This is a genomic window from Streptomyces sp. NPDC051740 (assembly GCF_044453165.1).
Classification (GTDB): domain Bacteria; phylum Actinomycetota; class Actinomycetes; order Streptomycetales; family Streptomycetaceae; genus Streptomyces; species Streptomyces atrovirens.
Window position 1 is genome coordinate 308619 of record NZ_JBITCL010000001.1, and the last position, 21354, is coordinate 329972.

Consider the following 21354-nt stretch of genomic DNA (forward strand, 5'->3'; position numbering starts at 1 on the left):
GGTGACCGGGCCGCTGTCCCCTGCCGTCCGGTCACTTCTCCGGAGCGAGGTCCCACGACGTACGACACGATCCGCACGTCTCATCGCTCCGGCGAGCCACGCGTGGTGCTGCTCGGGTCCGCCCCTGGCCGACGCGGACACCGGTACCGACTAGGCGGTTCCGGTACCGGTCACGCGCCGTACGGGTGAGGAGCGTGCGTACGTCTGTACCGTGAACGCGGATTCAGATCCTGCCGCGGCACAGCTCCAGCAGGGTCATCGCGAGCGTGGTGCCCGGCTTGCCCAGGGCGTCCCGGTAGTGGGCGAGGACCTCCATCTCGCGGGACAGGTTCACCCGCCGCCCGCCGGAGGCGATCCGTTCCTTCTGGATGACGGCCGACACGGCCATCCGTTCCTGCATCAGGCCGATGATCCGGTCGTCGAGCGCGTCGATCCGCTCGCGGGCGCCAGTGATCAGCTCGGCGGCCTCGGTGGTGCGGGCGCCGGTCTTCTCGGTCGACTCCGTCGTGGTGGTGGTCATGCCGGGCTCCTCGTGGAGGGGTGCGGTGCCCCGGAGCGACAGGGTCCGGAGGAAAACGCCAGGCGCCCCGGACCTTGTCGGCCCGGGGCGCCTGGGAAGTCGCTTGTCAGTTGCTCAAGCAGCACGACCATGGCAGCCGGCGGGCCGGTCGCCATAGGTAAAGAGGAAGGTCGGGTGCGTGAGCATGGGGCAAGTATGCCCGGCCGGCCGCGGCTGTCCAACGCGGGCCGCATGGTGAGACGGGGCCCGGTTCCGGCGGCGGGACGTGGTCCGCCGCCGCCTCGGTAGAATTGGGGGGCACAAGACCCCCGCCCCACCGCCGGAAGGCACCTCGTGTCATCAGCGTCTCCCGCTGCCAACGCGCCCGACACCGTCCTGGTCGTCGACTTCGGCGCGCAGTACGCCCAGCTCATCGCCCGTCGCGTCCGCGAGGCGCGGGTCTACAGCGAGATCGTGCCGAGCACCATGCCGGTCGAGGAGATCCTCGCCAAGAACCCCGCGGCGATCATCCTGTCCGGCGGCCCCTCGTCCGTGTACGAGGAGGGCGCCCCGAGTCTCGACCGCGAGATCTTCGAGGCCGGCGTCCCCGTCTTCGGCATGTGCTACGGCTTCCAGCTCATGGCCCAGAGCCTGGGCGGCCAGGTGGACAACACCGGTGCCCGCGAGTACGGCCGTACGGACCTGCACGTCGCCAAGAACTCCTCCACCCTCTTCGAGGGCACCCCGGACGAGCAGGACGTCTGGATGTCGCACGGCGACGCCTGCTCCGCCGCCCCCGAGGGCTTCACCGTCACCGCCTCGACGGACATCGTCCCGGTCGCCGCGTTCGAGAACGACGACAAGAAGCTCTACGGCGTCCAGTACCACCCCGAGGTGATGCACTCCACGCACGGGCAGCAGGTGCTGGAGCACTTCCTGTACCGGGGCGCGGGCCTCACCCCGGACTGGACCACCGGCAACGTCATCGACGAGCAGGTCGACGCCATCCGCGAGCTGGTCGGCGACAGGCGCGCCATCTGCGGTCTGTCCGGCGGCGTGGACTCCGCCGTCGCCGCCGCGCTCGTCCAGAAGGCCATCGGCTCCCAGCTGACCTGCGTGTACGTCGACCACGGCCTGATGCGCAAGGGCGAGACCGAGCAGGTCGAGAAGGACTTCGTCGCCGCGACCGGCGTACAGCTCAAGGTCGTGGACGCGCAGGAGCGGTTCCTCACCGCGCTCAAGGGCGTCTCCGACCCCGAGGAGAAGCGGAAGATCATCGGCCGGGAGTTCATCCGGGTCTTCGAGCAGGCCCAGGCCGAGATCATCGCGGACGAGGGCCCGGCCGTGGAGTTCCTGGTCCAGGGCACCCTCTACCCGGACGTCGTCGAGTCCGGCGGCGGCACCGGCACCGCCAACATCAAGTCCCACCACAACGTGGGCGGCCTGCCCGAGGACCTCGAGTTCAAGCTGATCGAGCCGCTGCGCAAGCTGTTCAAGGACGAGGTCCGGATGGTCGGCCAGGAGCTCGGCCTGCCCGAGGAGATCGTCCAGCGCCAGCCGTTCCCCGGCCCCGGCCTGGGCATCCGCATCGTCGGCGAGGTCACCAAGGAGCGGCTCGACCTGCTCCGCGAGGCCGACGCCATCGCCCGCGAGGAGCTGACCGCGGCCGGTCTCGACCGGGACATCTGGCAGTGCCCGGTCGTCCTGCTCGCGGACGTGCGGTCGGTGGGCGTCCAGGGCGACGGCCGCACCTACGGTCACCCGATCGTGCTGCGCCCCGTCTCCAGCGAGGACGCCATGACCGCCGACTGGTCCCGGCTGCCGTACGACGTCCTCGCGAAGATCTCGACCCGGATCACCAACGAGGTGCGGGACGTCAACCGCGTCGTCCTCGACGTGACCTCCAAGCCGCCGGGCACCATCGAGTGGGAGTGACCCTTCCGGGTCCTCAGGTCCGTCTGAGGGTGCGCACCGGCTCTCCGGGCTTCCAGACCTGGACGACGAGGTACTTCTCGTCCTCCACGTAGGTCCTCACGACCTCCGTCAGTTCGGTGCGGAAGAGGTGGAACGGCTCCGGCGGTTCCACCTCTTCGGCGTATCCGCGCCGGGTCCGGGTGTCGTCGTCGGCGATCTCGGCCGCCCGGCCGCCGATCCGGACGTCGCCGCCGCCCATGCCCGTACCGTCGCCCGGGTTCGCCTGGAGCGCGAAGCGCGGATCGCGGCGCAGGTCGAGCGCCTTGAGCGAGTCCGGCATCATGCCGAACCACAGCTCCCCGTCCAGGAAACGGACCTCCAGACCGGTGGTACGCGGTGAGCCGTCCTTGCGCAGGGTCGCGAGGACGTGGTGGGTGTACGCGGCGAAGCGCTCCTCCACGGTCTGCGCGAACTCCGGTTCGGCGGCGGTGAAGGCCGCCCAATTGGTGTGCATGGACCGAGTGTGACGGGGATACCGGACATCTTGTGTCGGGTATCCGGCGTTACGGAACAGAGCTGTCGTCCGGTGCGGCCCGCCGGTAACTTCCGCCCCGTACGCACACCCCCCGCGGGAGGACTCATGCACGGGCCCACGCCGCCCCTGCCACTGCCCACCGACAAACTGCGCTTCGCCATGCCGCCCATGCACGAGTCGGTCGACGACGAGCGCCGGCACCGCAAGGAGCGGCTCGCGGGCGCGCTGCGGCTCTTCGGGCGGCTCGGCTACGAGGACGGTGTCTCGGGGCACATCACCGCACGCGACCCGGAGTTCAGCGACTGCTTCTGGGTCAACCCGTTCGGGATGCCCTTCCGGCAGGTCACCGTGAGCGACCTGGTGCTCGCCAACCGGGACGGCCAGGTCGTCGAGGGCGGCCACCACGTCAACCAGGCCGCGTTCACCGTGCACGCCCAGGTGCACGCGGCCCGGCCCGACGTCGTCGCCGTCGCCCACTGCCACTCGGTGCACGGCCGAGCCCTCGCCGCCCTCGGCGACCTGCTCGACCCGATCACCCAGGAGAGCTGCGCCTTCTACGAGGACCACGCCCTCTACGACGCCTACAGCGGTGTCACGGTCGACGCCGAGGAGGGCAGGCGGATCGCGGATGTGCTCGGCTCCCGCAAGGCGCTGGTGCTGCGCAACCACGGACTGCTCACCGTGGGCGACTCGGTGGACGCGGCGGCCTGGTGGTTCGTGACGATGGAGCGGTCCTGCCAGGTGCAGCTCACCGCGAAGGCGGCGGGCCGGCCCGTCCTCATCGGCCACCGGCAGGCGGTGGCGACGCGGGAGCAGCTCGGCGGGGACCTGGTGGCGTGGATCAACTACCAGCCGATGTGGCAGGACATCAGCCGGAGCGAGCCGGATCTGCTGGAGTAGACGGCAAGGTCAACACGGCGCCGTGAAATTCACCCGTCCGGACCGGGCCTGCCGGACGGGGAGGCGGCGGGGTAGGGCACAATTCGCTTTCGTCGTGGGGGACTTGTGTCGTGTTTTTTGACGGCCTCGATGACTTCGGTGGCTTTGACGGTGGGGAAGGCGGGCTTCGGGCGTGGCGGTGCAGGAGGCGAGGCGGGGCGGCCCCGACATGGGCGCCCACCAGGGGGGCTGCACCTGCGGGGACTGTCCGCACGGGGCGCGTGAGGGGCATCGGCGGGCGGTCGCCGCGTTCCTGCTGAAGCGGGACGAGTTCGCGGCCGGACAGGGAGTGCCGGTCGCGGTGGCCCACTCCGCCTCCGCCTCCCGGCAGTGGGTGTCGGAGGAGCTGACGCAGGCCGCTGAGATCGTCGCCGAACGGGGGCGGGCCGAGGGCGCGGCGTGGCTGGTACGGCTGTGGCGGCGGACCGCGGGTGTGGTGTGGGCGGGTGTCGTGCTGCTGCTCCTGGGGCAGGCGCTCACGGCGATCGGCGCGGGGTGGAGTGCCGCCCGCACCGCCGGGCTGCTGGCCGCGCTGGTGGTGGCCGGGGCGCTGACCGCGGCGTCGTGGTTCCACCGGGCGCGCGGAGGTGTGCTGGCGCCGGTGATCGGGGAGGACAACCGGCTCTCCACGTCCCGTGCGGTGGCCGCGTGCTGGGTGCTGTTCCTGGCGTTCGCGGTGCTCGTTCTGGTGGGGCAGCTCGCGGCCGCCTCCGGGAACCGGGAGCGGGACGCGCTGATCGACGGGCTGGAACTCGCCCGCGGCGCCGGTGTGGTGACCGTGCTGGCCGTGGTGTGCGGGATCGCCGTGCTGGTGCGGCGGGTGGTCGGACTGCGGGTGCTGGGACAGCGGCTGCAGAAGGTGCGCGCGTACCGGCCCAGGGCGGCGGACCTGCTGACCGACGACTCGGGGCGGGGGAACTTCGCCGACATCCAGTACGTCGTGATCAGCGGTGTCGCCCTGGTGTTCGCGGCGGTGCGGCTGGCCCGGCGGCCGGACCAGCTGCCGGATCTGCCGTGGGGCCTCGCGGTGGTGGTGCTGGTGTCGGCGGCGACGTATCTCGCGGGGAAGTACGCGGAGGGCGGCCGTCCGGTGATCCTCTCGGTGGTGCGGGCGCGCGAGGCCGGTGATCTGGACGCGCCGATCCGCACCGGGGACGACATCGAGATCCGGGGCGCCGGGTTCGTGCCGGTGGGCGCCCAGGGGGCGGACCGGCTGTCCCGGATGGTGGTCCGGGTCGGACCGGTCCATGTGCACGTACCGCTGGTCCCGGTCGCCGGCGGCTTCGACAATCCGACGGACGCACTCCTGACCGTCCCGGTCCCGGCAGAGGTGGAACCGGGCCGAGTGGAGGTCCAGGTCATCACGGCGGCGGGCACAGAAACAAACCGCTACACAATCGACGTAACGGACTAGGTGGACATTCGCCCCGTCTGCCGCCGCATGCCGCCGTTCCCGCGGGCAGTCGTGCCGCAGGGCGGCACGGGTGGGCGCGACGGCACCCCGTAAGCGCCGGGCTGCGCGAACACCCCCCGGTCCACACCCGCGCGGGGCGCCCCACAAGTACCGCACCCCGAAGAAAAACCCCGCCCCCAGGGTTGAGCCGCCCTCATTCGTCGTACGTATGGTCTGTCAAAAAGTGCCGGCACGGCAGTGAGAGGCGGCGGACAGCGATGACTCACGGTATGCGCACGGACACGTACTCCCCACACCTCGACAGCGACAGGGACTGGCGGGACACCGCCACCCGCTACGCCCTCGTCCCCCTGCGCCTCTTCCTCGGAGTCACCTTCCTCTACGCCGGCCTCGACAAACTCACGGACAGCGCGTTCATGAAGGACTCCGGCGCCGGCTCGATCGGCGACATGATGCGCGGCGTCCGCGACTCCTCCGCCCTCCCCGCCCTGGTCGACATGGCGCTGGAGAGCCCCGTCGCCTTCGGTTACGCCATCGCCCTCGGGGAGCTGGCCGTCGGCATCGGCACCCTGCTCGGCCTGCTCACCCGTCTGGCCGCCCTGGGCGGCGCGCTGATCTCCCTCAGCCTGTGGCTGACCGTGAGCTGGGCCGCCGATCCGTACTACTACGGCAATGACCTCCCGTATCTGCTGGCCTGGACCCCACTGCTGCTGGCGGGCGCCCCACTGCTGTCCGTGGACGCCGCTCTTCGTACCCGGCGGCGGCAGCGAACGGGGGAGTACCGGTAGCGCCCGCTCAGGGCGCCGTCTCCGCGTCGGCCTTCCGGGGAGCCGTCCGACCCCGGCGCCGCCGTACGAGGCCGGTCAGGGAACCCACCGCGCCGGCCAGACAGAGCCCGCCGGTGACCACGGGGATCACCACGAACCACGGAGTGTCCCAGGCGCCGCCCGCGTCACCGGCGTAGATCACCGCGGCGAGAACGAGGAAGGCGCCGGCCACCAGCCTGCCCGGCTGGAACTCATGACGCGGCACGGCTCACCTCCGCCTGTCCCGCGCCGACCTGGAGGTCGAGGTCGAGCGTGCCCGCCTCCTCGACGCCGGCCGGCGGCTCCAGGGTCACCTCCTTGTGCTTGCCCGGTGCCACGTCCACGTCCTTCTGTCTGTCGCCCGGCAACTGGATGTCCCCCACTCCCACATCGACGCTCAGCCTCACGGTCACGTCCCTGGGCACGATCACATGGATCCGGCCGAGGCCGACATCGGCCCGCGTCGAGACGGTGCGGTCCTCGGGGACACGTACCGCGGACAGGTCCAGTTCGCCCTCGCCGGCGCCCAGGTCGTAGGCCGGGCGTATCTGCGCGGCCGAGGCGGGCGCCCAGGTCGTCTGCTTCCAGTCGGTGCCGATGTCCTTGGGCAGGGCGGCCGAGCCGGCGAGCAGGCCCGCCGTGACGACCGCCAGGATGATCGATCCCGCCCCGGTGCGGCCGAGGAACGCGCTGACGGCCACGCCGAGACCGAAGACGGCGAGCGCGCAGGCGAGACCGGTCTGCAGGCTGGTGCCGAGGGGGTGGTTCTCCCACGTCAGCCCGGCACCGAGGCCGCCCGCGAGCAGGGCGAGCAGGAAGACCCGGCCGCCGATCCCGTCACGGGGTCCGCGCGGGAACGGGGGACGGAGGGGCGGCGCGTACGCCTTCCCACGGGTGCCGGTGCGGGGGTCGAGCCCGCTGTCGACGGCGGCGGCGACGTCCATGTCGCGGGCGTCCCGGGGGCCCCACAGGTAGCCCGTGCCCCCGACGTGGGTGCCGTCCTTGACGATGGGGTCACGCCACCACGACGGGAAGGCGGAGGGGGCCGGCGGTGCCTGGGGCTCCGGCGGGGCGTCGGCCACGGCCTGGGCGGCTATGTGGTCGGGGCTGGGCGCACCGCGCCGCCGTGACCAGTACCCGGCGCCGGCGAGCAGCAGGGACAGTATGACGGCGAAGCTCAGCACTCCGTCGTTGCTCAGCATGGTGAGGAAGACGCCGCAGCCGACCAGCGCGAACAGCACGGCCGTCAGGGTGTGGCCGTTGACCCGGCCGGTCAGCAGCCGGCGGATCTCGTTCTCCTCCTCGTCCTCGTACGGGACGAAGAGCCAGGCGAAGCCGTAGAAGATGAGGCCGATGCCGCCGGTGGCGGACAGGACCGCGAGCGTGATCCGGAAGATCACCGGGTCCATGTCGCACTGCCGGCCGAGCCCCGCGCACACCCCGCCGAGCATCTGGTGCCGGCGGTCGCGCCGGAAGTGCCCGCTCTCGTCGGCCGGCTCCGGTGGCGGGGCGGTCGCTCCCTCCGGGCCCGCGACGGGTCCCGGACCCGTCGCGGCGTGCTGGTGATCGGTCATGGGTCCATGGTGACGGGCGAGCCGCCGTGGCGGCAGTCGGTACGACCCTGGCCGGACCCTGATATCGGTCCCCGAGTGGGACCGGGGGAGCGTTCGACGGACCAGGGCCGCGGAGATCAGGGGAGTCTCCGGGGCCGACCCTGATGCTCCGGTACTCCGGGCGTGTGACCATCATTGGCATGTCGGAAGCCGCAGCAGCGCCCGTAGTCGAGCCGCGGCCGCCGCGCAAGCTCTACCGCAGCAGTGACGGACGCTGGCTCGGTGGTGTGGCGCGGGGGCTCGCCGGACACCTCGGGCTGCCCGTGATCTGGGTACGTCTCGTCTTCGTCGGCCTGTTCATGGCCGACGGTCTGGGCGCGCTGCTGTATGCCGCGTTCTGGTTCTTCGTACCGCTGGGCGTCGGCGGTGTGGACGCGCAGAAGCCGCCCTCGCTGGTGACGACGGAGACCTCGCCGGACGGCCGGCGCAGACTCGTCACCCGGAAACCGGACAAGGGGCAGATCGTCGCCCTGCTCCTCATGGTCGTCGTGGCCATGATCTTCGTGGGCAACGTGAACCTGACCAACGGGGCCAGGGCCTACCTCTGGCCGACCGTGCTGGTCGGCGCGGGCGTCGCCCTGGTCTGGCGGCAGGCGGACAACGCCCGCCGGGCCCGCTGGATGGAGGTCGGCCGCCGCCGGCGCACGGTCACGCTGCTGCGGGCCGGGGCCGGTGTGCTCCTGGTGACGGCGGGCGCCTCGGGCATCTTCGTCCTGCGGGGCTCCGGCAGCCACCTCGGCTCGGTGCTCCAGGCGGCCCTCGCGGTCCTCGTCGGCATCACCCTCCTCGCCGGCCCCTACCTCGTGCGCATGACCCAGGACCTCTCCGAGGAGCGCCTGATGCGCATCCGGGCGCAGGAACGCGCCGAGGTCGCCGCCCATGTCCACGACTCGGTGCTGCACACCCTCACCCTGATCCAGCGCAACGCGGACAACGCGGGCGAGGTGCGCCGCCTGGCCCGGGCCCAGGAACGCGACCTGCGCGCCTGGCTCTACAAGCCGGAGGGCAACGGCAAGGACGAGGACGACGAACCCGCCACCCTCGCCGAGGCGGTGAAGCGCAACGCCGCCGAGGTGGAGGACAAGCACGGCGTCCCCATCGAGGTGGTGGTCGTCGGCGACTGCCCGCTCGACGAGAGAATCGGCGCGCAGATGCAGGCCGCGCGCGAAGCGATGGTCAACGCCGCCAAGTACGGTGGCGAGGGAGGCGCGGTGCAGGTCTACGCCGAAGTCGAGGGAAGGACGGTCTTCGTGTCCGTCCGGGACCGCGGCCCCGGCTTCGACCCGGACTCGATACCCGCCGACCGCATGGGCGTCAGAGAATCGATCATCGGCCGCATGGAGCGCAACGGAGGCACGGCGCGGCTGCGCGCGGTGCCGGACGGCGGCACGGAGGTCGAGCTGGAGATGGAGAGGGCGGAGAAGACGTCATGAGCGAGCCGACCGAGGCGAACGGAACGACGGGACCGGCGGAGAGTGCCGGGCGTCATGCGCGGGTGGTCCTCGTCGACGATCACCGCATGTTCCGCACGGGTGTCCAGGCGGAGATAGGGCAGACCGCGCAGACGGGTGTCGAGGTGGTCGGTGAGGCCGCCGACGTCGACCAGGCGGTCACGGTCATCACCGCGACCCGGCCCGAGGTGGTCCTGCTCGACGTGCACCTGCCCGGTGGCGGCGGTGTCGAAGTGCTGCGCCGCTGCGCCCCGTTGATGGGTGACGCCGAGCGGCCGGTCCGTTTCCTCGCCCTGTCCGTGTCGGACGCGGCGGAGGACGTGATCGGCGTGATCCGGGGCGGTGCCCGCGGCTACGTGACCAAGACGATCACCGGCACCGACCTGGTCGACTCGATCTTCCGGGTCCAGGAGGGGGACGCCGTCTTCTCCCCCCGCCTGGCCGGCTTCGTCCTGGACGCCTTCGCCTCGACCGACGCCCCGCCGGTCGACGAGGACCTCGACCGCCTCACCCAGCGCGAGCGGGAGGTCCTGCGGCTGATCGCCCGCGGCTACGCCTACAAGGAGATCGCCAAGCAGCTGTTCATCTCGGTGAAGACGGTCGAGTCCCACGTCTCGGCGGTCCTGCGCAAGCTCCAGCTCTCCAACCGCCACGAACTGACCCGCTGGGCGACGGCGCGGCGACTGGTCTGAGCGGGTCGTTCAGACCACGCGCGTGGCGCCCGCGAAGGGCATCTCGTCGATCGGGGCCACGCGGACCGGGGCCGAGGGGTTCGGGGCGTGGATCATGCGGCCGTCGCCGACGTAGATGCCGACGTGACTGATGCCGGAGTAGAAGAAGACCAGGTCCCCGGGGCGGAGTTCGGAGCGGGTGACGCGGCGGCCGGCGTCGATCTGGGCGTAGGTGGTGCGGGGCAGGGAGACACCGGCGGAGCGGTACGCGGCCTGGACGAGGCCCGAGCAGTCGAAGGCGTCCGGGCCGGTCGCGCCCCAGACGTAGGGGCTGCCGAGCTTGGCGTAGGCGTAGGAGACGGCCTCCGCCGCGCGGGGGCCGGGGGCCGCGAGGGCGGCGTCCCGGGCGTCCGTCGAGGAGTGCGGGGCGCGGTCGGTTCCGTCGGTGAGTCCCGCGCGTTGCCCGGGGGTCAGCCGGGACAGCAGCCGGCGGGCGGCGGTCAGCTTGGCGTTGATCGTCTTCTTGTGCCGCTCGAGTTCGGCGCGGCGGGACGTCAGCGATTTCACCTCGACGCGTGCGGCGCCGCGCAACCGCTCGATCTCCCGGAGCTGTGTGCGTACGCGTCCCACCGCCGCCTGGCGGCGGCTGCCCGCCCGTTCGGCGAGCGCGGCGCCGTCCAGATAGCCGTCGGGGTCCTCGGAGAGGAAGAGCCGCAGGGCGGGGTCGAGGCCGCTGCCGCGGTACTGCGCCGCGGCGACCGTGCCCAGGGCGTCCCGCGCGGAGTTGAGCCGGTCCTTCCTGCGGGCCGCCTCGTCCTGCAGGTCGCGCAGCCGCCGCTGGGCCGACTCGGCCTTCTCCTTGACGCCGTTGTACTTCTCGGTGGTGGTCTCCGCCTCCCGGTAGAGCCTGTCGACCTCGGCCTTGACCTGGCCCGGTGTCAGCTGCGGTTCGGCGTGTCCCGTCCCGTCGAGGCCGGTCGCGGTGGCCGCGCCGGCGAGGGCGAGGGCGATGGCCGCGCGGGCCGCGGTGCCGCCCGCGACGCGCTGTCGGGACCTGCGGTGCGCTGCCACCTGGATTCCCGTCCTTTCCGACGACCGCGCGGAGCGGACTGCCGTCCGGTGGTCCGGCGGCGGGGGTGCACAGGGGAGCCGTCCGCCGCCGGACCTTCTCGGCGGTGGTGTCCGGTCGCCGCCCCTGGACCGGGCGGCGGTGGAGAGCCGGTCACCTGGAGGAGGACGCTAGGCCCGGTCGCGTGGCCCCGGTAACGGGTTGTGCGGAAGTGGCGTGAGCGGACAGCCGGGTGACCGTAAGTGACCGGAATCCTGTTCCGGCTTCGTCGTCTTCACTCAGGGTGATGACCGATATGGCGGAGGAGGGACGGTTGAGGGCGCCGGAGTGCTACGAGGCGGCTATGGCTAGGCTCCGGCCTCATGGACGTACTCATCCACCTCTTCGTCGGTCTGCACATCATCGGCATCGCGTCGCTCCTCGGTGGCTTCCTCACCCAGATGAAGGCGATGGGCGCGGGCACCGCCCGGTTCGTCCCCGCGATGCTGCACGGCGCGCTGACGATGCTGGTCACCGGTGTGGTCCTGGTCGGCCTCAACCAGGCCCAGGACTACTCCGTCGACAACATCAAGATCGGCGTGAAGCTGGCCCTGCTGATCGTGATCCTCGGCCTGGTGTACGTGAAGCGGGACGACGAGAAGGTGGACAAGGGCCTGTTCGGTCTGGTCGGGCTGCTGACCGTGACGAACGTCTTCGTCGCGGTGCTGTGGACCTGACCCCCGCTCCACGGGCCCGGACGTGACCGCGGCCCACGACAGAACACGCCCCGGGCCCCGAGCCAGGGGGTGCCGGCGGCGGTGGACGCGGACAGCGTCACCGCCGTCGGCGTTCGCGGGGGGAGTGCGGGCGCCAGGCGCCGCGTGCCGCGGCACGGACCGGCACGGAAGGGGGGAGGAGGCGGGGACGATGCCGGAGGACCGTCCCCGCCCCTTTTGGGCGGGTCAGGCGGGGCGCACCACGCTGTGGATCGAGGACTCGCCGTCGTAGTAGATCGACTCCTCGCGGACGTACGTGCCGGGCTTCGGCGCGTGGATCATCATCCCGTTGCCGATGTAGATGCCCACGTGGGTGATGTCGTCGTAGAAGAAGACCAGGTCACCGGGTTGGGCCTGGGAGACGGGGACCGTCGTGCCCGCGTTCACCTGGTCGTAGGTGGTGCGCGGAATGGTGACGCCGGCGGCCTTCCAGGCGGCCTGGGTGAGGCCGGAGCAGTCGTAGGATCCGGGGCCGGTGGCGCCCCAGACGTACGGCTTGCCGATCTGCGCGCGGGCGAAGGCGAGGGCCTTCTCGGCCTTGGTGGCGTACGAGGAGTCCGTCGACGTCGACGGCGTGGTGGCCGAGCCGGCCGACCCGGAGGCGCTGTCCGAGGTGCCGCTGTCCTGCTGGGCGGCGGCCTCCTCCTGGGCCTCCTCCTGGGCCTTCTGCTGCTCGGCGAGTTCGGCGGCCTTGCGGGCGGCCTCCTTCTGCTTCTTCTTCTCGATCGCCGCGAGCCGCGCCTTCTCCTCGGCGGTCAGCTTCGACATCAGCTCGCGCGCGTCGGTGAGCTTCTTCTGGACGGTGGCCTTGGCCGTCTTCAGGTCACCCTGGGTCTCGGTGAGCGTCTGAAGGCTCTCGGTGGCCTCCTGGCGCTTCTTCATCGTCTCGGACTGCTGGGTGACGTAGTCGTCGACCGCTTCCTTCTGGCGGCCGGTCATCCGGTCCATCACCTGGCGCTGGTCGAAGACGTCCTGCGGGGTGTCCGCGAGCAGGAAGGCCGCGGTGTCGGGGACGCCGGCGCCGGTCCGGTACTGGGCGGCGGCGAAGGAACCCAGCTCCGCCCGCGCCTCGTTGAGCTCCTGGGTGCGCTTGGCCACGTCGTCGAGGAGCGTGTCCACCTGCCTGCGCTGCTTCGCGGTCTTCTCCTTGGCCGCGTTGTACTTCTCGGTCGCCGACTCCGCCTGGCGGTAGAGGTCGTCGACCTTCTTCTCGACCTCCTCCAGGCTCGGCCTGCCGTCGTCGGAGGGGGCGGCGGTGGCCGTCTGGGACAGCAGGGCCACGGAGGTCAGGGCGGCCGTGGCGAGGGCCGGGGTTCGTATGCCTGCCACGCGCGTGCCGGGGGTGCGCGACTTGCGGTGCGACGCCAAGGGAGGCGACTCCTTCCAAAGCTCCGCCTACCGGGTTAGCTGTCGGGTTCGGGCGGGTGGTTCGGAAGGGTTGCCCTACGGCCGCTCCGCGAGGGAGTGGGCCGATTCACCCCATGGTCTCGGTGGGTCCCCGGCTCCGGCTGCCGCGAGGGCAGTGACGGATTCGGCGGAGGCCGCGCGGCCCGGCGAGGTTCGCCGGTGGGGGTCGTGCGGCCCGCCCGCACCGTAGCCAACTGGTGTGGCCCCTGTGAAGGTTGATGGGTGATATGCCCGATACATTTTCGTGACCTTGTGTGCGGTGTCACTCAGGGTGAGGCGGTGGTTCTGGAGGGTGCGCGTCCCGTCCCGGGCGCCGGATTCCGGGGATGTTCCCGGGGCGGCCCCTGGTTGTCGGTGGGGCGGCCTAGACTCGGAGAGCGATGAGCAGCCTCTTTGACGACAGCTTCCTGGCGGACCTCCAGGCCCAGCGGGGCCCCGAGGGCGAGCCCCCGCCACCGCCCGAGGACGAGCACGTACCGGAGCGGATCCCGGACGACCTGTTCGGCGGTAAGTTCGACGTGCCGCCGGACCGGGACACCTACTACCGCGACGGCGCCCCGCGCCCGGTGATCGACGCCGCCGCGCTGCTGGAAGGGCTGAACGACAACCAGCGCGCCGCCGTCGTGCACTCCGGCTCCCCGCTGCTCATCGTGGCCGGCGCCGGCTCCGGCAAGACCCGTGTGCTCACCCACCGCATCGCCCACCTGTTGGCCGAGCGGCACGTCCATCCGGGCCAGATCCTCGCGATCACCTTCACCAACAAGGCCGCGGGCGAGATGAAGGAGCGCGTCGAGCAGCTCGTCGGCCCGCGCGCGGGCGCCATGTGGGTCATGACGTTCCACAGCGCGTGCGTGCGCATCCTGCGCCGCGAGAGCAAGAAGCTCGGCTTCACGTCGTCGTTCTCGATCTACGACGCCGCCGACTCCAAGCGTCTGATGGCCCTGGTCTGCCGCGACCTGGAGCTCGACCCCAAGCGCTTCCCGCCGAAGTCCTTCAGCGCCAAGATCAGCAACCTGAAGAACGAGCTGATCGACGAGGAGGACTTCGCCGCCCGGGCCGCCGACGGTTTCGAGAAGACCCTCGCCCAGGCCTACGCGCTCTACCAGTCGCGGCTGCGGGAGGCCAACGCCCTCGACTTCGACGACCTGATCATGACGACGGTCAACCTGCTCCGCGCCTTCCCGGACGTCGCCGAGCACTACCGCCGCCGTTTCCGGCACGTCATGGTCGACGAGTACCAGGACACCAACCACGCCCAGTACGCGCTGGTCCGCGAGCTCGTCGGCACCTCCGAGCACCCCGCCGGCGCACCGTCCGAGCCCGAGGTGCCGCCCGCCGAGCTGTGCGTGGTGGGCGACGCCGACCAGTCGATCTACGCCTTCCGCGGCGCGACGATCCGCAACATCCTCCAGTTCGAGGAGGACTACCCGGACGCGACCACGATCCTGCTGGAGCAGAACTACCGCTCCACGCAGACCATCCTGAGCGCCGCCAACGCCGTCATCGAGCGCAACGAGTCGCGCCGCCCCAAGAACCTGTGGACCAACGCCGGCACGGGCGCGCGGATCACCGGGTACGTCGCGGACACCGAGCACGACGAGGCCCAGTTCGTCGCCGAGGAGATAGACCGCCTCACCGACGCGGGCGAGGCCAAGGCGGGCGACGTCGCCGTCTTCTACCGCACCAACGCCCAGTCCCGTGTCTTCGAGGAGATCTTCATCCGCGTCGGCCTGCCCTACAAGGTCGTCGGCGGTGTCCGCTTCTACGAGCGCAAGGAGGTCCGGGACGTCCTGGCCTACCTGCGGGTGCTCGCCAACCCCGAGGACTCGGTGCCGCTGCGCCGCATCCTCAACGTCCCCAAGCGGGGCATCGGCGACCGCGCGGAGGCGATGATCGACGCCCTCGCCCAGCGCGAGAAGATCAGCTTCCCGCAGGCGCTGAGGCGCGTCGACGAGGCGTACGGCATGGCCGCGCGCTCGTCGAACGCGGTGAAGCGGTTCAACACGCTGATGGAGGACCTCCGTACGGTCGTGGAGTCCGGGGCGGGCCCGGCGACGGTCCTGGAGGCGATCCTCGAACGCACGGGCTACCTCGCGGAGCTGCAGGCCTCCACCGACCCGCAGGACGAGACCCGGATCGAGAACCTCCAGGAACTCGCGGCCGTCGCCCTGGAGTTCGAGCAGGAGCGCGGCGAGGGCGAGTCGGTCGCGCTGTCCGACTTCCTGGAGCAGGTCGCCCTGGTCGCCGACTCCGACCAGATCCCCGACGAGGACGAGGACGGCTCCGGCGTCATCACGCTGATGACCCTGCACACCGCCAAGGGCCTGGAGTTTCCGGTCGTCTTCCTCACCGGCATGGAGGACGGCGTCTTCCCGCACATGCGCGCCCTCGGCGAGACCAAGGAGCTGGAGGAGGAGCGGCGCCTGGCGTACGTCGGCATCACGCGCGCGCGTGAGCGGCTGTACCTGACCCGGTCGACGCTGCGCAGCGCGTGGGGCCAGCCGTCCTACAACCCGCCCTCGCGGTTCCTGGAGGAGATCCCGGCCGCCCACCTGGAGTGGAAGCGGACGGGGGCGAGCACGCCCGTCTCCTCCGGTCCGGTGTCGGGGGTGGCGGCCTCGCTGTCGTCGTCCCGCTCGCGCTCGTCGGCGTCGGGCGGTTCCGGTTTCGCCACCCGGCGGACCGCGGACAAGCCCGTGGTGTCACTGGCGATCGGGGACCGGGTCACGCACGACCAGTTCGGCCTCGGCACCGTGGTCGCGGTGAAGGGCACGGGTGCCAACACGGAGGCGACGATCGACTTCGGGGACACCAAGCCCAAGCGGCTGCTGCTGCGGTACGCGCCGGTGGAGAAGCTGTAGCCGGGCGCTGAGACCCGTCGTGGGGGACGGACCTACGACGGGTCGAGGCCGTGGCTGCGGAACCAGGCGAGCGGGTCGATCGCCGAGCCGCCGCCGGGGCGGACCTCGAAGTGCAGGTGCGGACCGGTCGAGTTGCCGGAGTCCCCGGAGAAGGCGATCGGGTCGCCGGCCTTCACGGTCGTACCGGAGGCGACCTGGTAGCTGGAGAGGTGGCAGTACCACGTCTCCGTGCCGTCCTTCGCCGTCACGATCATCATGTTGCCGTAGGCGGAGTTGAACTGCGTGCGCACCGTGCCGTCGGTGGCGGCCATCACCGTCGCGCCGTACAGGACGGGGAAGTCGATGCCGGTGTGGACGGACATCCAGTTGATGCCGGACTGGCCGTAGTAGGCGCTGAGTCCGTGCTGCGCGACCGGGAGCGCGAACTTCGGCCGCAGCCGCTCCTTGCGGGCCGCCTCCTCGGCGGCCGCCCTGCGCTCGGCCGCCTGCTGCGCCTTGAGGTCGATGCGCTCCTGGGTCCGGCTGGCCCGGTCGGCGAAGTCGTCGGCGCCGGCGGCGAGGCTCTCCAGCTGGGTGTCCAGCTTCATGTTGGCGGCGGACGGTTTCACCGGCTGGGCGTCCGCCGCGGTCGTCGTCGTTTCCTGGCCGCCGTCGTCGGTCAGGTTGCCGACCGAGGCCGCGGCGATACCGGCGACGCCCATCACGCACGCCGAGGGCACGGCCACCGTCAGCAGCGCGGAGCGCTTGGCGGGCGTACGGCGGCGGGAACGCGACCCGGCGCGCGAGGCCGCGCGCGGAGACGGGGCGGGGACGGTCTCCTCCTGCCCTTCGAGCAGGTGCACCACGGGCAGCTCACCGGTGTCGGCAGGCTCCTGGGCGGTGGGCTCCTCGTAGGGCTCCTGGTCGAAGGAGTCCGCCTGCGGCTCGTAGGCGTCGGACGCGGGCGCCGGGGCGGCGGTGTCGCCGCCGTCGGAGTTCCACTGCGTGGCGTCGTAGACACCGCTGTCGAAGGTCTGCGTGCCCCAGTCCCACTGCTGGGTCCGGTCGGCGGGGTTCCCGGCCTGATCGGGCTGGAGCCACTCGCCGGAGTCCCACTGACCGCTGGTCTCCGGCGAGGCCGCCTGCGGCGGGATCACCGTCATCGGGTGGTGGCCGGTGGTCCAGGCGGTCGTGTCGTAACCGCCGGTGTCGTACGAGGACACGTGCTGGGCCGCGTACATGTCGTAGTGGCCGGTGTCCTGGCCGTCCGTGGGCCAGTGCCCGGTGGTGTCGTACGCGCCCGTGTCCTGGCCGCCGCCCGGGAGGTGGCCGAAGAGGGGATCCGTGACGAAGCCCCCGGCGGTGTGGCCGCCCGTGCCGAAGTGGGTGGCGGCATAACCGGTGGCGTCGTGGCCGCCGTACGTGGTGAAGTCGCCGTACTGGGCTTCTTGGGTGTCGTACGACGCATAGGGCGCCGAAGCGGCATCGGAAGCCGGAGCCGGGTCCATGGTCCCCGACGGGTGACGGTCGTTCACCAACTTCTCTTTCGCCTCGACAACAGGGGCTGCCAGAGCAGTGCGGCGACTGTACCCGGCGGTATGCGGGCACGACAATCTTCCGCAGGTTTCGCGCGCGCAGGAAACGGGCAATCGGTTGCCTTTTGGCGGACGACGGGCGCGGTCTTGGCTTTTTGTTCGAGATTTGTTCGAGGCGGTGGGCGGTCGGCGGCGATAAGTGGGCCGTCCCGGACCGTTGTTGTTCGGATCGCTGTCGAGGGGGGCGCGCGGTTCCGGTTGTCCCGTGGCGCCGGTGCCGGGCGTGTCGCGCTCGGGCCGCGGGCGGGCCTTCCGGGCGGCCCGCCGTCAAGCCACGGTCAGGCCTTCCGGGCGGCCGGTGGACGGCTCTCCGGGGTGCGCCGTGTCCAGGGCCTGCCGTATGCGGGTCGCCACGGCCGGGTGCACGGGCAGGGCGAGATGGCCCACGCCGCTCACCCGTACGTTCACCGACGTCAGGTCGGGGTGCTCGACGCACGCCGACTCCAGCGGGTCCATGATGTGGTCGAGGTCGCTCCAGAAGGCGACGAAGCGCGTACGGCAGCCCGGCGCGGGCTGGGTGAGCTCCTCGAGCACCGGTGAGCCGGGGCGCATCTGGCGCACGATGGGGTGCGCGTTGGCCAGCGGTGCGACGCGTGTGCCGGAGTGCGGGGTGCCGAGCGTGACGAGCGTCCGCACGCGGGTGTCACCGCCCAGCCGCTGCACGTAGTACCGCGCGATGAGCCCGCCGAGGCTGTGCCCGACCACGTCGACCCGGCGACTGCCCGTGCGTTCGCACACCTGCTCTATGTGTCGGCCGAGCAGTTCGGCCGCGATACGGATGTCGCAGGTCAACGGGGAGTAGTTGAGCGACTCGATCTGCTGCCTGCCGTGCTGGGCGAGGCTGCGGCGCAGCAGGACGAAGACCGACCGGTTGTCGATGAAGCCGTGCAGCAGGACCACCGGCGGCTTGGCCTCCGCCGGCAGCTGCGCGGCGCCGTCCGGGGAGGGCAGCGCGGGGCGTGCGTCCCGGCGCTCCTGGACGATGCCGGCGGGATAGAGCAGGAGGTGGCCCGCCAGGATCGCCAGCTCCAGGGCGGTCGCCTTCAACAGGGTCAGGGAGAGATCCGCCAGCCGGGTCGGCAGAAGACGCCGGCAGAGCGGCAGGAAGGGAAGAGCTGCCTCGGTGACCTTCATGGCCGACCTCCTGTCGGCACGCGGGAGGACAGCCCTGTCCCCCGTGTGCCCTCATGGGAAATCGCTGCGAGAGCGGTCGACGGTGCGCGCGTGCGACGTGTGGAGGGGGCGCGGTGGTGCGGCGGCCTCGGTGCGAATCCCTTGTACGCATGTTCCCACCGCTGCCCGAGTGGTGCACGGGCGTGCGGTGCGCGGGGCCCGGAGCCCGGGAACGCTGCGCGGTGAACGTGTCCCTCCGTGTGATTTGCCCCTCGCTGCGCACCGTGAAACTGCCGGTTGCGGGATGCTGGAGATAACGTTCGTTCACTTCCCCGGCCGGTTCGGGACGGGGCGCCCGAGCGATGTGTACGGCATGACGGATGTGTGCGGTACTTGTCGGCAGGGATGGATGCAGTCGCTTCATGGAGGCAGTGATGGGTGTGGCAGCCGGTCCGATCCGCGTGGTGGTGGCCAAGCCGGGGCTCGACGGCCACGATCGCGGGGCCAAGGTGATCGCGCGGGCGCTGCGCGATGCCGGTATGGAGGTGATCTACACCGGGCTTCACCAGACTCCCGAGCAGATCGTCGACACCGCGATCCAGGAGGACGCCGACGCGATCGGTCTGTCCATCCTCTCCGGGGCGCACAACACGCTTTTCGCGGCCGTGATCGAACTGCTGGCGCAGCGGGACGCGGCGGACATCCTGGTCTTCGGGGGCGGGATCATTCCCGAGGCGGACATCGCTCCGCTGAAGGAGAAGGGTGTTGCGGAGATCTTCACTCCGGGGGCGACCACGGCGTCGATCGTGGACTGGGTGCGGGCGAACGTGCGGCAGCCCGCGGAGGCGTAGGGCGCGTTCGTGACGCCTCGCGCGCCGCGTTCGGGCCGGGGCCTCGGCCCCGCCGCCCCGGAGCCGGAGCTGGGCGGGGGTGGGTCGCGCTGCCCGGCGCTTGCGGGGTGCCGTCGCGCCCACCCTCCCCCACTCTCGGCTCCGCTCGAGCGGGGGGACCCCCGTCGCCCCAGCGGCACGACTGCCCGTGGGAACGGCGGGACGGGTCACGAGGCGGGTGGGGTCAGTTCTGTGAGGATGGTCGCGCGTAGGTGCAGGGTGGTGACCAGGCGCTGGAAGGCTTCCGACCAGTAGCCGCCGGCTCCGGGTGACGCGTTCTCCGGCTCGTCCGGTACCGCCAGGAGCGCGTCGAGGCGGCCGGCCTCGGACGGGTCGAGGCAGCGTTCGGCCAGGCCCATGACTCCGCTGAAACTCCATGGATAACTCCCTGCGTCACGCGCGATGTCGAGCGCGTCGACCACCGCCCGTCCGACCGGCGCCGCCCAGGGCACGGCGCACACCCCGAGCAGCTGGAACGCCTCGGACAGACCGTGCGTCTCGATGAATCCGGCCACCCACTCGGCCCGTTCGGCGGCGTCCAGCGTGCCGAGCAGCTTGGCGCGTTCGGCCAGGGACACAGCCCCCGGACCGCCCGCCTCCGGCGCGGAGGGCTCCCCGAGCAGCGCCCGGGACCACGCCGCGTCGCGCTGCCGTACCGCCGCCCGGCACCAGGCCGCGTGCAGCTCGCTCCGCCAGTCGTCCGCCACCGGCAGCGCCACGATCTCCCGCGGCGTACGCCCGCCGAGCCGCCGCGACCAGCTTCCCAGGGGTGCCGCCTCCACCAACTGGCCGAGCCACCAGGACCGTTCGCCCCGGCCCGCCGGGGCCCTGGCCACCACACCGTCGCGTTCCATGCCCGCGTCGCATTCGTGCGGCGCCTCGACGGCGATCGTCGGTGTGTCCCGTGTGTGGTCGACGGCCACACACGCCCCGGCCCGGACCGCCATGCGTTCCGCCAGCGCGGAGCCGGGCAGCGCCGACAGCAGCTCCGCCGCCGTCGCCCGTACGTTGCGACTGCGGTCGGCCAGGGCCTGCTCCAGGAAGGGCTCGTCGTCCGGGCCGAGCCCGGTGCGCAGTGAGTCCAGGAACATCAGGCGGTCCTCCGCCCGCTCCGTCGCCCAGCCCGTCGCGAGGAGTTCCCGCGCGGTGGCCGGCTTGCGGGAGCGCAGGGCGGTGAGGAGGGCGACCCGTTCGGCGAAGAGGCCCTCCTGCCAGAGCCGCCGTATGCCCTCCGTGTCGTGAAGACGGGGCACGGACGCGCCCCCGCCCGGTGTGGAGCGCAGGGCGAACCGCCAGTCCGGGTTGAACCGGGCCAGCCACAGGGCGCGCGGCCCCGCGAACCGCAGCGCCGCCGGACGCAGGTCGGTCCGTCCCCGCGCGGCGTCGAGCAGGGCGGGCAGCGCGGCCGGGGGCGCCGCGAAACCGCGGGCGTTCGCCGTCGCCAGCCACTGGGGCAGCAGCTCCATGAGGTCCGGAGCCGCGCCCCGGCGGCCACCGCCCGCGGTGCCGGGACGGTCGGCGAGCAGCATCGCGAGCCGGCGCGCGGCGGCGGACGGCAGCGGAGGGCGCGGGTCCTCGGGGGCCGGCCGCGGACGCTCCGCGGCCCGCGCGGGCCGCAGCCCGGCACGTCGCCGTACGGTCGCCACGGCCGCCGCGTCCAGCAGGGCCGACGGCGCGTCCGGCCCGGGCGCGGAGCCCGCCGGTGTACGCCGGTCCGTGCCCAGCAGGGCCGTGGTCACCAGCTCCTCCCAGGAATCCGGGAGAGGCGCGTCCACGGCGGTGGTCGTCCTGCTCATGAGCTTCCTTTCCGACGGGCGTCCCGGCACGGTCGAAGACTCACACG

18 protein-coding genes and 1 riboswitch are annotated in these 21354 nt (G+C 72.0%); of the genes, 9 read left to right on the plus strand and 9 right to left on the minus strand.

Going from position 1 to position 21354, the window contains the following annotated elements:
* Nucleotides 1-223: 223 nt before the first annotated feature.
* Nucleotides 224-520 carry a chorismate mutase gene (locus tag ACIA6T_RS01550; RefSeq protein WP_385048158.1) on the minus strand — a complete coding sequence of 99 codons (297 nt, stop codon included), beginning with the start codon at nucleotides 518-520 and terminating at the stop codon, nucleotides 224-226.
* Between the two features lie 333 nt (nucleotides 521-853).
* Between ACIA6T_RS01550 and guaA the strand changes: the two genes are divergently transcribed.
* A complete protein-coding gene (guaA, locus tag ACIA6T_RS01555) occupies nucleotides 854-2434 on the plus strand; it encodes a glutamine-hydrolyzing GMP synthase (protein ID WP_399444525.1) in 1581 nt (526 codons plus the stop codon).
* A gap of 13 nt (nucleotides 2435-2447) precedes the next feature.
* Here guaA and ACIA6T_RS01560 read toward each other — a convergent pair whose 3' ends face one another.
* Nucleotides 2448-2927, minus strand: a complete 480-nt coding sequence (locus ACIA6T_RS01560; RefSeq protein ID WP_399444526.1) for a pyridoxamine 5'-phosphate oxidase family protein — start codon at nucleotides 2925-2927, stop codon at nucleotides 2448-2450.
* A gap of 126 nt (nucleotides 2928-3053) precedes the next feature.
* Here ACIA6T_RS01560 and ACIA6T_RS01565 point away from each other — a divergent pair, with 126 nt between their 5' ends.
* The 3 genes from ACIA6T_RS01565 (at nucleotide 3054) to ACIA6T_RS01575 (ending at nucleotide 6089) form a co-directional block, all read left to right on the plus strand.
* The gene (locus ACIA6T_RS01565) at nucleotides 3054-3848 is read left to right on the plus strand and encodes a class II aldolase/adducin family protein (protein ID WP_399444527.1); all 795 of its coding nucleotides are present in this window, start codon (nucleotides 3054-3056) and stop codon (nucleotides 3846-3848) included.
* A gap of 172 nt (nucleotides 3849-4020) precedes the next feature.
* The gene (locus tag ACIA6T_RS01570) at nucleotides 4021-5301 is read left to right on the plus strand and encodes a hypothetical protein (protein ID WP_399444528.1); all 1281 of its coding nucleotides are present in this window, start codon (nucleotides 4021-4023) and stop codon (nucleotides 5299-5301) included.
* Between the two features lie 269 nt (nucleotides 5302-5570).
* Entirely contained in the window at nucleotides 5571-6089 is a 519-nt protein-coding gene (locus ACIA6T_RS01575; protein ID WP_399444529.1) for a DoxX family membrane protein, read from the plus strand.
* A gap of 7 nt (nucleotides 6090-6096) precedes the next feature.
* Here the strand turns inward: ACIA6T_RS01575 and ACIA6T_RS01580 are convergent, their stop codons facing one another.
* Together ACIA6T_RS01580 and ACIA6T_RS01585 are read right to left on the minus strand one after the other, a co-directional pair.
* Nucleotides 6097-6333 carry a hypothetical protein gene (locus ACIA6T_RS01580; RefSeq protein WP_399444530.1) on the minus strand — a complete coding sequence of 79 codons (237 nt, stop codon included), beginning with the start codon at nucleotides 6331-6333 and terminating at the stop codon, nucleotides 6097-6099.
* Entirely contained in the window at nucleotides 6320-7681 is a 1362-nt protein-coding gene (locus ACIA6T_RS01585) for a PspC domain-containing protein (RefSeq protein WP_399444531.1), read from the minus strand. The genes ACIA6T_RS01580 and ACIA6T_RS01585 overlap by 14 nt, the downstream gene beginning before the upstream one ends.
* 179 nt (nucleotides 7682-7860) lie before the next feature.
* Here ACIA6T_RS01585 and ACIA6T_RS01590 point away from each other — a divergent pair, with 179 nt between their 5' ends.
* Together ACIA6T_RS01590 and ACIA6T_RS01595 are read left to right on the plus strand one after the other, a co-directional pair.
* The gene (locus ACIA6T_RS01590) at nucleotides 7861-9153 is read left to right on the plus strand and encodes a PspC domain-containing protein (protein WP_399444532.1); all 1293 of its coding nucleotides are present in this window, start codon (nucleotides 7861-7863) and stop codon (nucleotides 9151-9153) included.
* Entirely contained in the window at nucleotides 9150-9863 is a 714-nt protein-coding gene (locus ACIA6T_RS01595) for a LuxR C-terminal-related transcriptional regulator (protein WP_399444533.1), read from the plus strand. The genes ACIA6T_RS01590 and ACIA6T_RS01595 overlap by 4 nt, the downstream gene beginning before the upstream one ends.
* Nucleotides 9864-9872: 9 nt before the next feature.
* Here ACIA6T_RS01595 and ACIA6T_RS01600 read toward each other — a convergent pair whose 3' ends face one another.
* On the minus strand, nucleotides 9873-10913 hold the full coding sequence (locus ACIA6T_RS01600; RefSeq protein WP_399444534.1) for an NlpC/P60 family protein: 1041 nt from the start codon (nucleotides 10911-10913) through the stop codon (nucleotides 9873-9875).
* Nucleotides 10914-11273: 360 nt separating this feature from the next.
* Between ACIA6T_RS01600 and ACIA6T_RS01605 the strand changes: the two genes are divergently transcribed.
* Nucleotides 11274-11627, plus strand: coding sequence for a hypothetical protein (locus tag ACIA6T_RS01605; RefSeq protein WP_399444535.1), 354 nt, complete (start codon nucleotides 11274-11276; stop codon nucleotides 11625-11627).
* A 225-nt stretch (nucleotides 11628-11852) separates the two neighbouring features.
* Here ACIA6T_RS01605 and ACIA6T_RS01610 read toward each other — a convergent pair whose 3' ends face one another.
* Complete coding sequence (locus ACIA6T_RS01610; RefSeq protein ID WP_399444536.1) at nucleotides 11853-13034, minus strand: NlpC/P60 family protein; 1182 nt, start codon at nucleotides 13032-13034, stop codon at nucleotides 11853-11855.
* 7 nt (nucleotides 13035-13041) lie between these two features.
* A riboswitch (cyclic di-AMP (ydaO/yuaA leader) is annotated at nucleotides 13042-13213 on the minus strand.
* A gap of 240 nt (nucleotides 13214-13453) precedes the next feature.
* Between ACIA6T_RS01610 and pcrA the strand changes: the two genes are divergently transcribed.
* Complete coding sequence (gene pcrA, locus ACIA6T_RS01615) at nucleotides 13454-15934, plus strand: DNA helicase PcrA (RefSeq protein WP_399444537.1); 2481 nt, start codon at nucleotides 13454-13456, stop codon at nucleotides 15932-15934.
* 32 nt (nucleotides 15935-15966) lie between these two features.
* On the opposite strand, the gene ACIA6T_RS01620 is transcribed toward pcrA, so the two are convergent.
* Together ACIA6T_RS01620 and ACIA6T_RS01625 are read right to left on the minus strand one after the other, a co-directional pair.
* Entirely contained in the window at nucleotides 15967-17421 is a 1455-nt protein-coding gene (locus ACIA6T_RS01620; protein WP_399444808.1) for a peptidoglycan DD-metalloendopeptidase family protein, read from the minus strand.
* Between the two features lie 354 nt (nucleotides 17422-17775).
* Nucleotides 17776-18642, minus strand: coding sequence for an esterase/lipase family protein (locus ACIA6T_RS01625; protein ID WP_399444538.1), 867 nt, complete (start codon nucleotides 18640-18642; stop codon nucleotides 17776-17778).
* 413 nt (nucleotides 18643-19055) lie between these two features.
* Between ACIA6T_RS01625 and ACIA6T_RS01630 the strand changes: the two genes are divergently transcribed.
* Nucleotides 19056-19472, plus strand: coding sequence for a cobalamin B12-binding domain-containing protein (locus tag ACIA6T_RS01630; RefSeq protein WP_030871236.1), 417 nt, complete (start codon nucleotides 19056-19058; stop codon nucleotides 19470-19472).
* Between the two features lie 206 nt (nucleotides 19473-19678).
* Here the strand turns inward: ACIA6T_RS01630 and ACIA6T_RS01635 are convergent, their stop codons facing one another.
* A complete protein-coding gene (locus tag ACIA6T_RS01635; RefSeq protein ID WP_399444539.1) occupies nucleotides 19679-21307 on the minus strand; it encodes a DUF5691 domain-containing protein in 1629 nt (542 codons plus the stop codon).
* Nucleotides 21308-21354 lie beyond the last annotated feature (47 nt).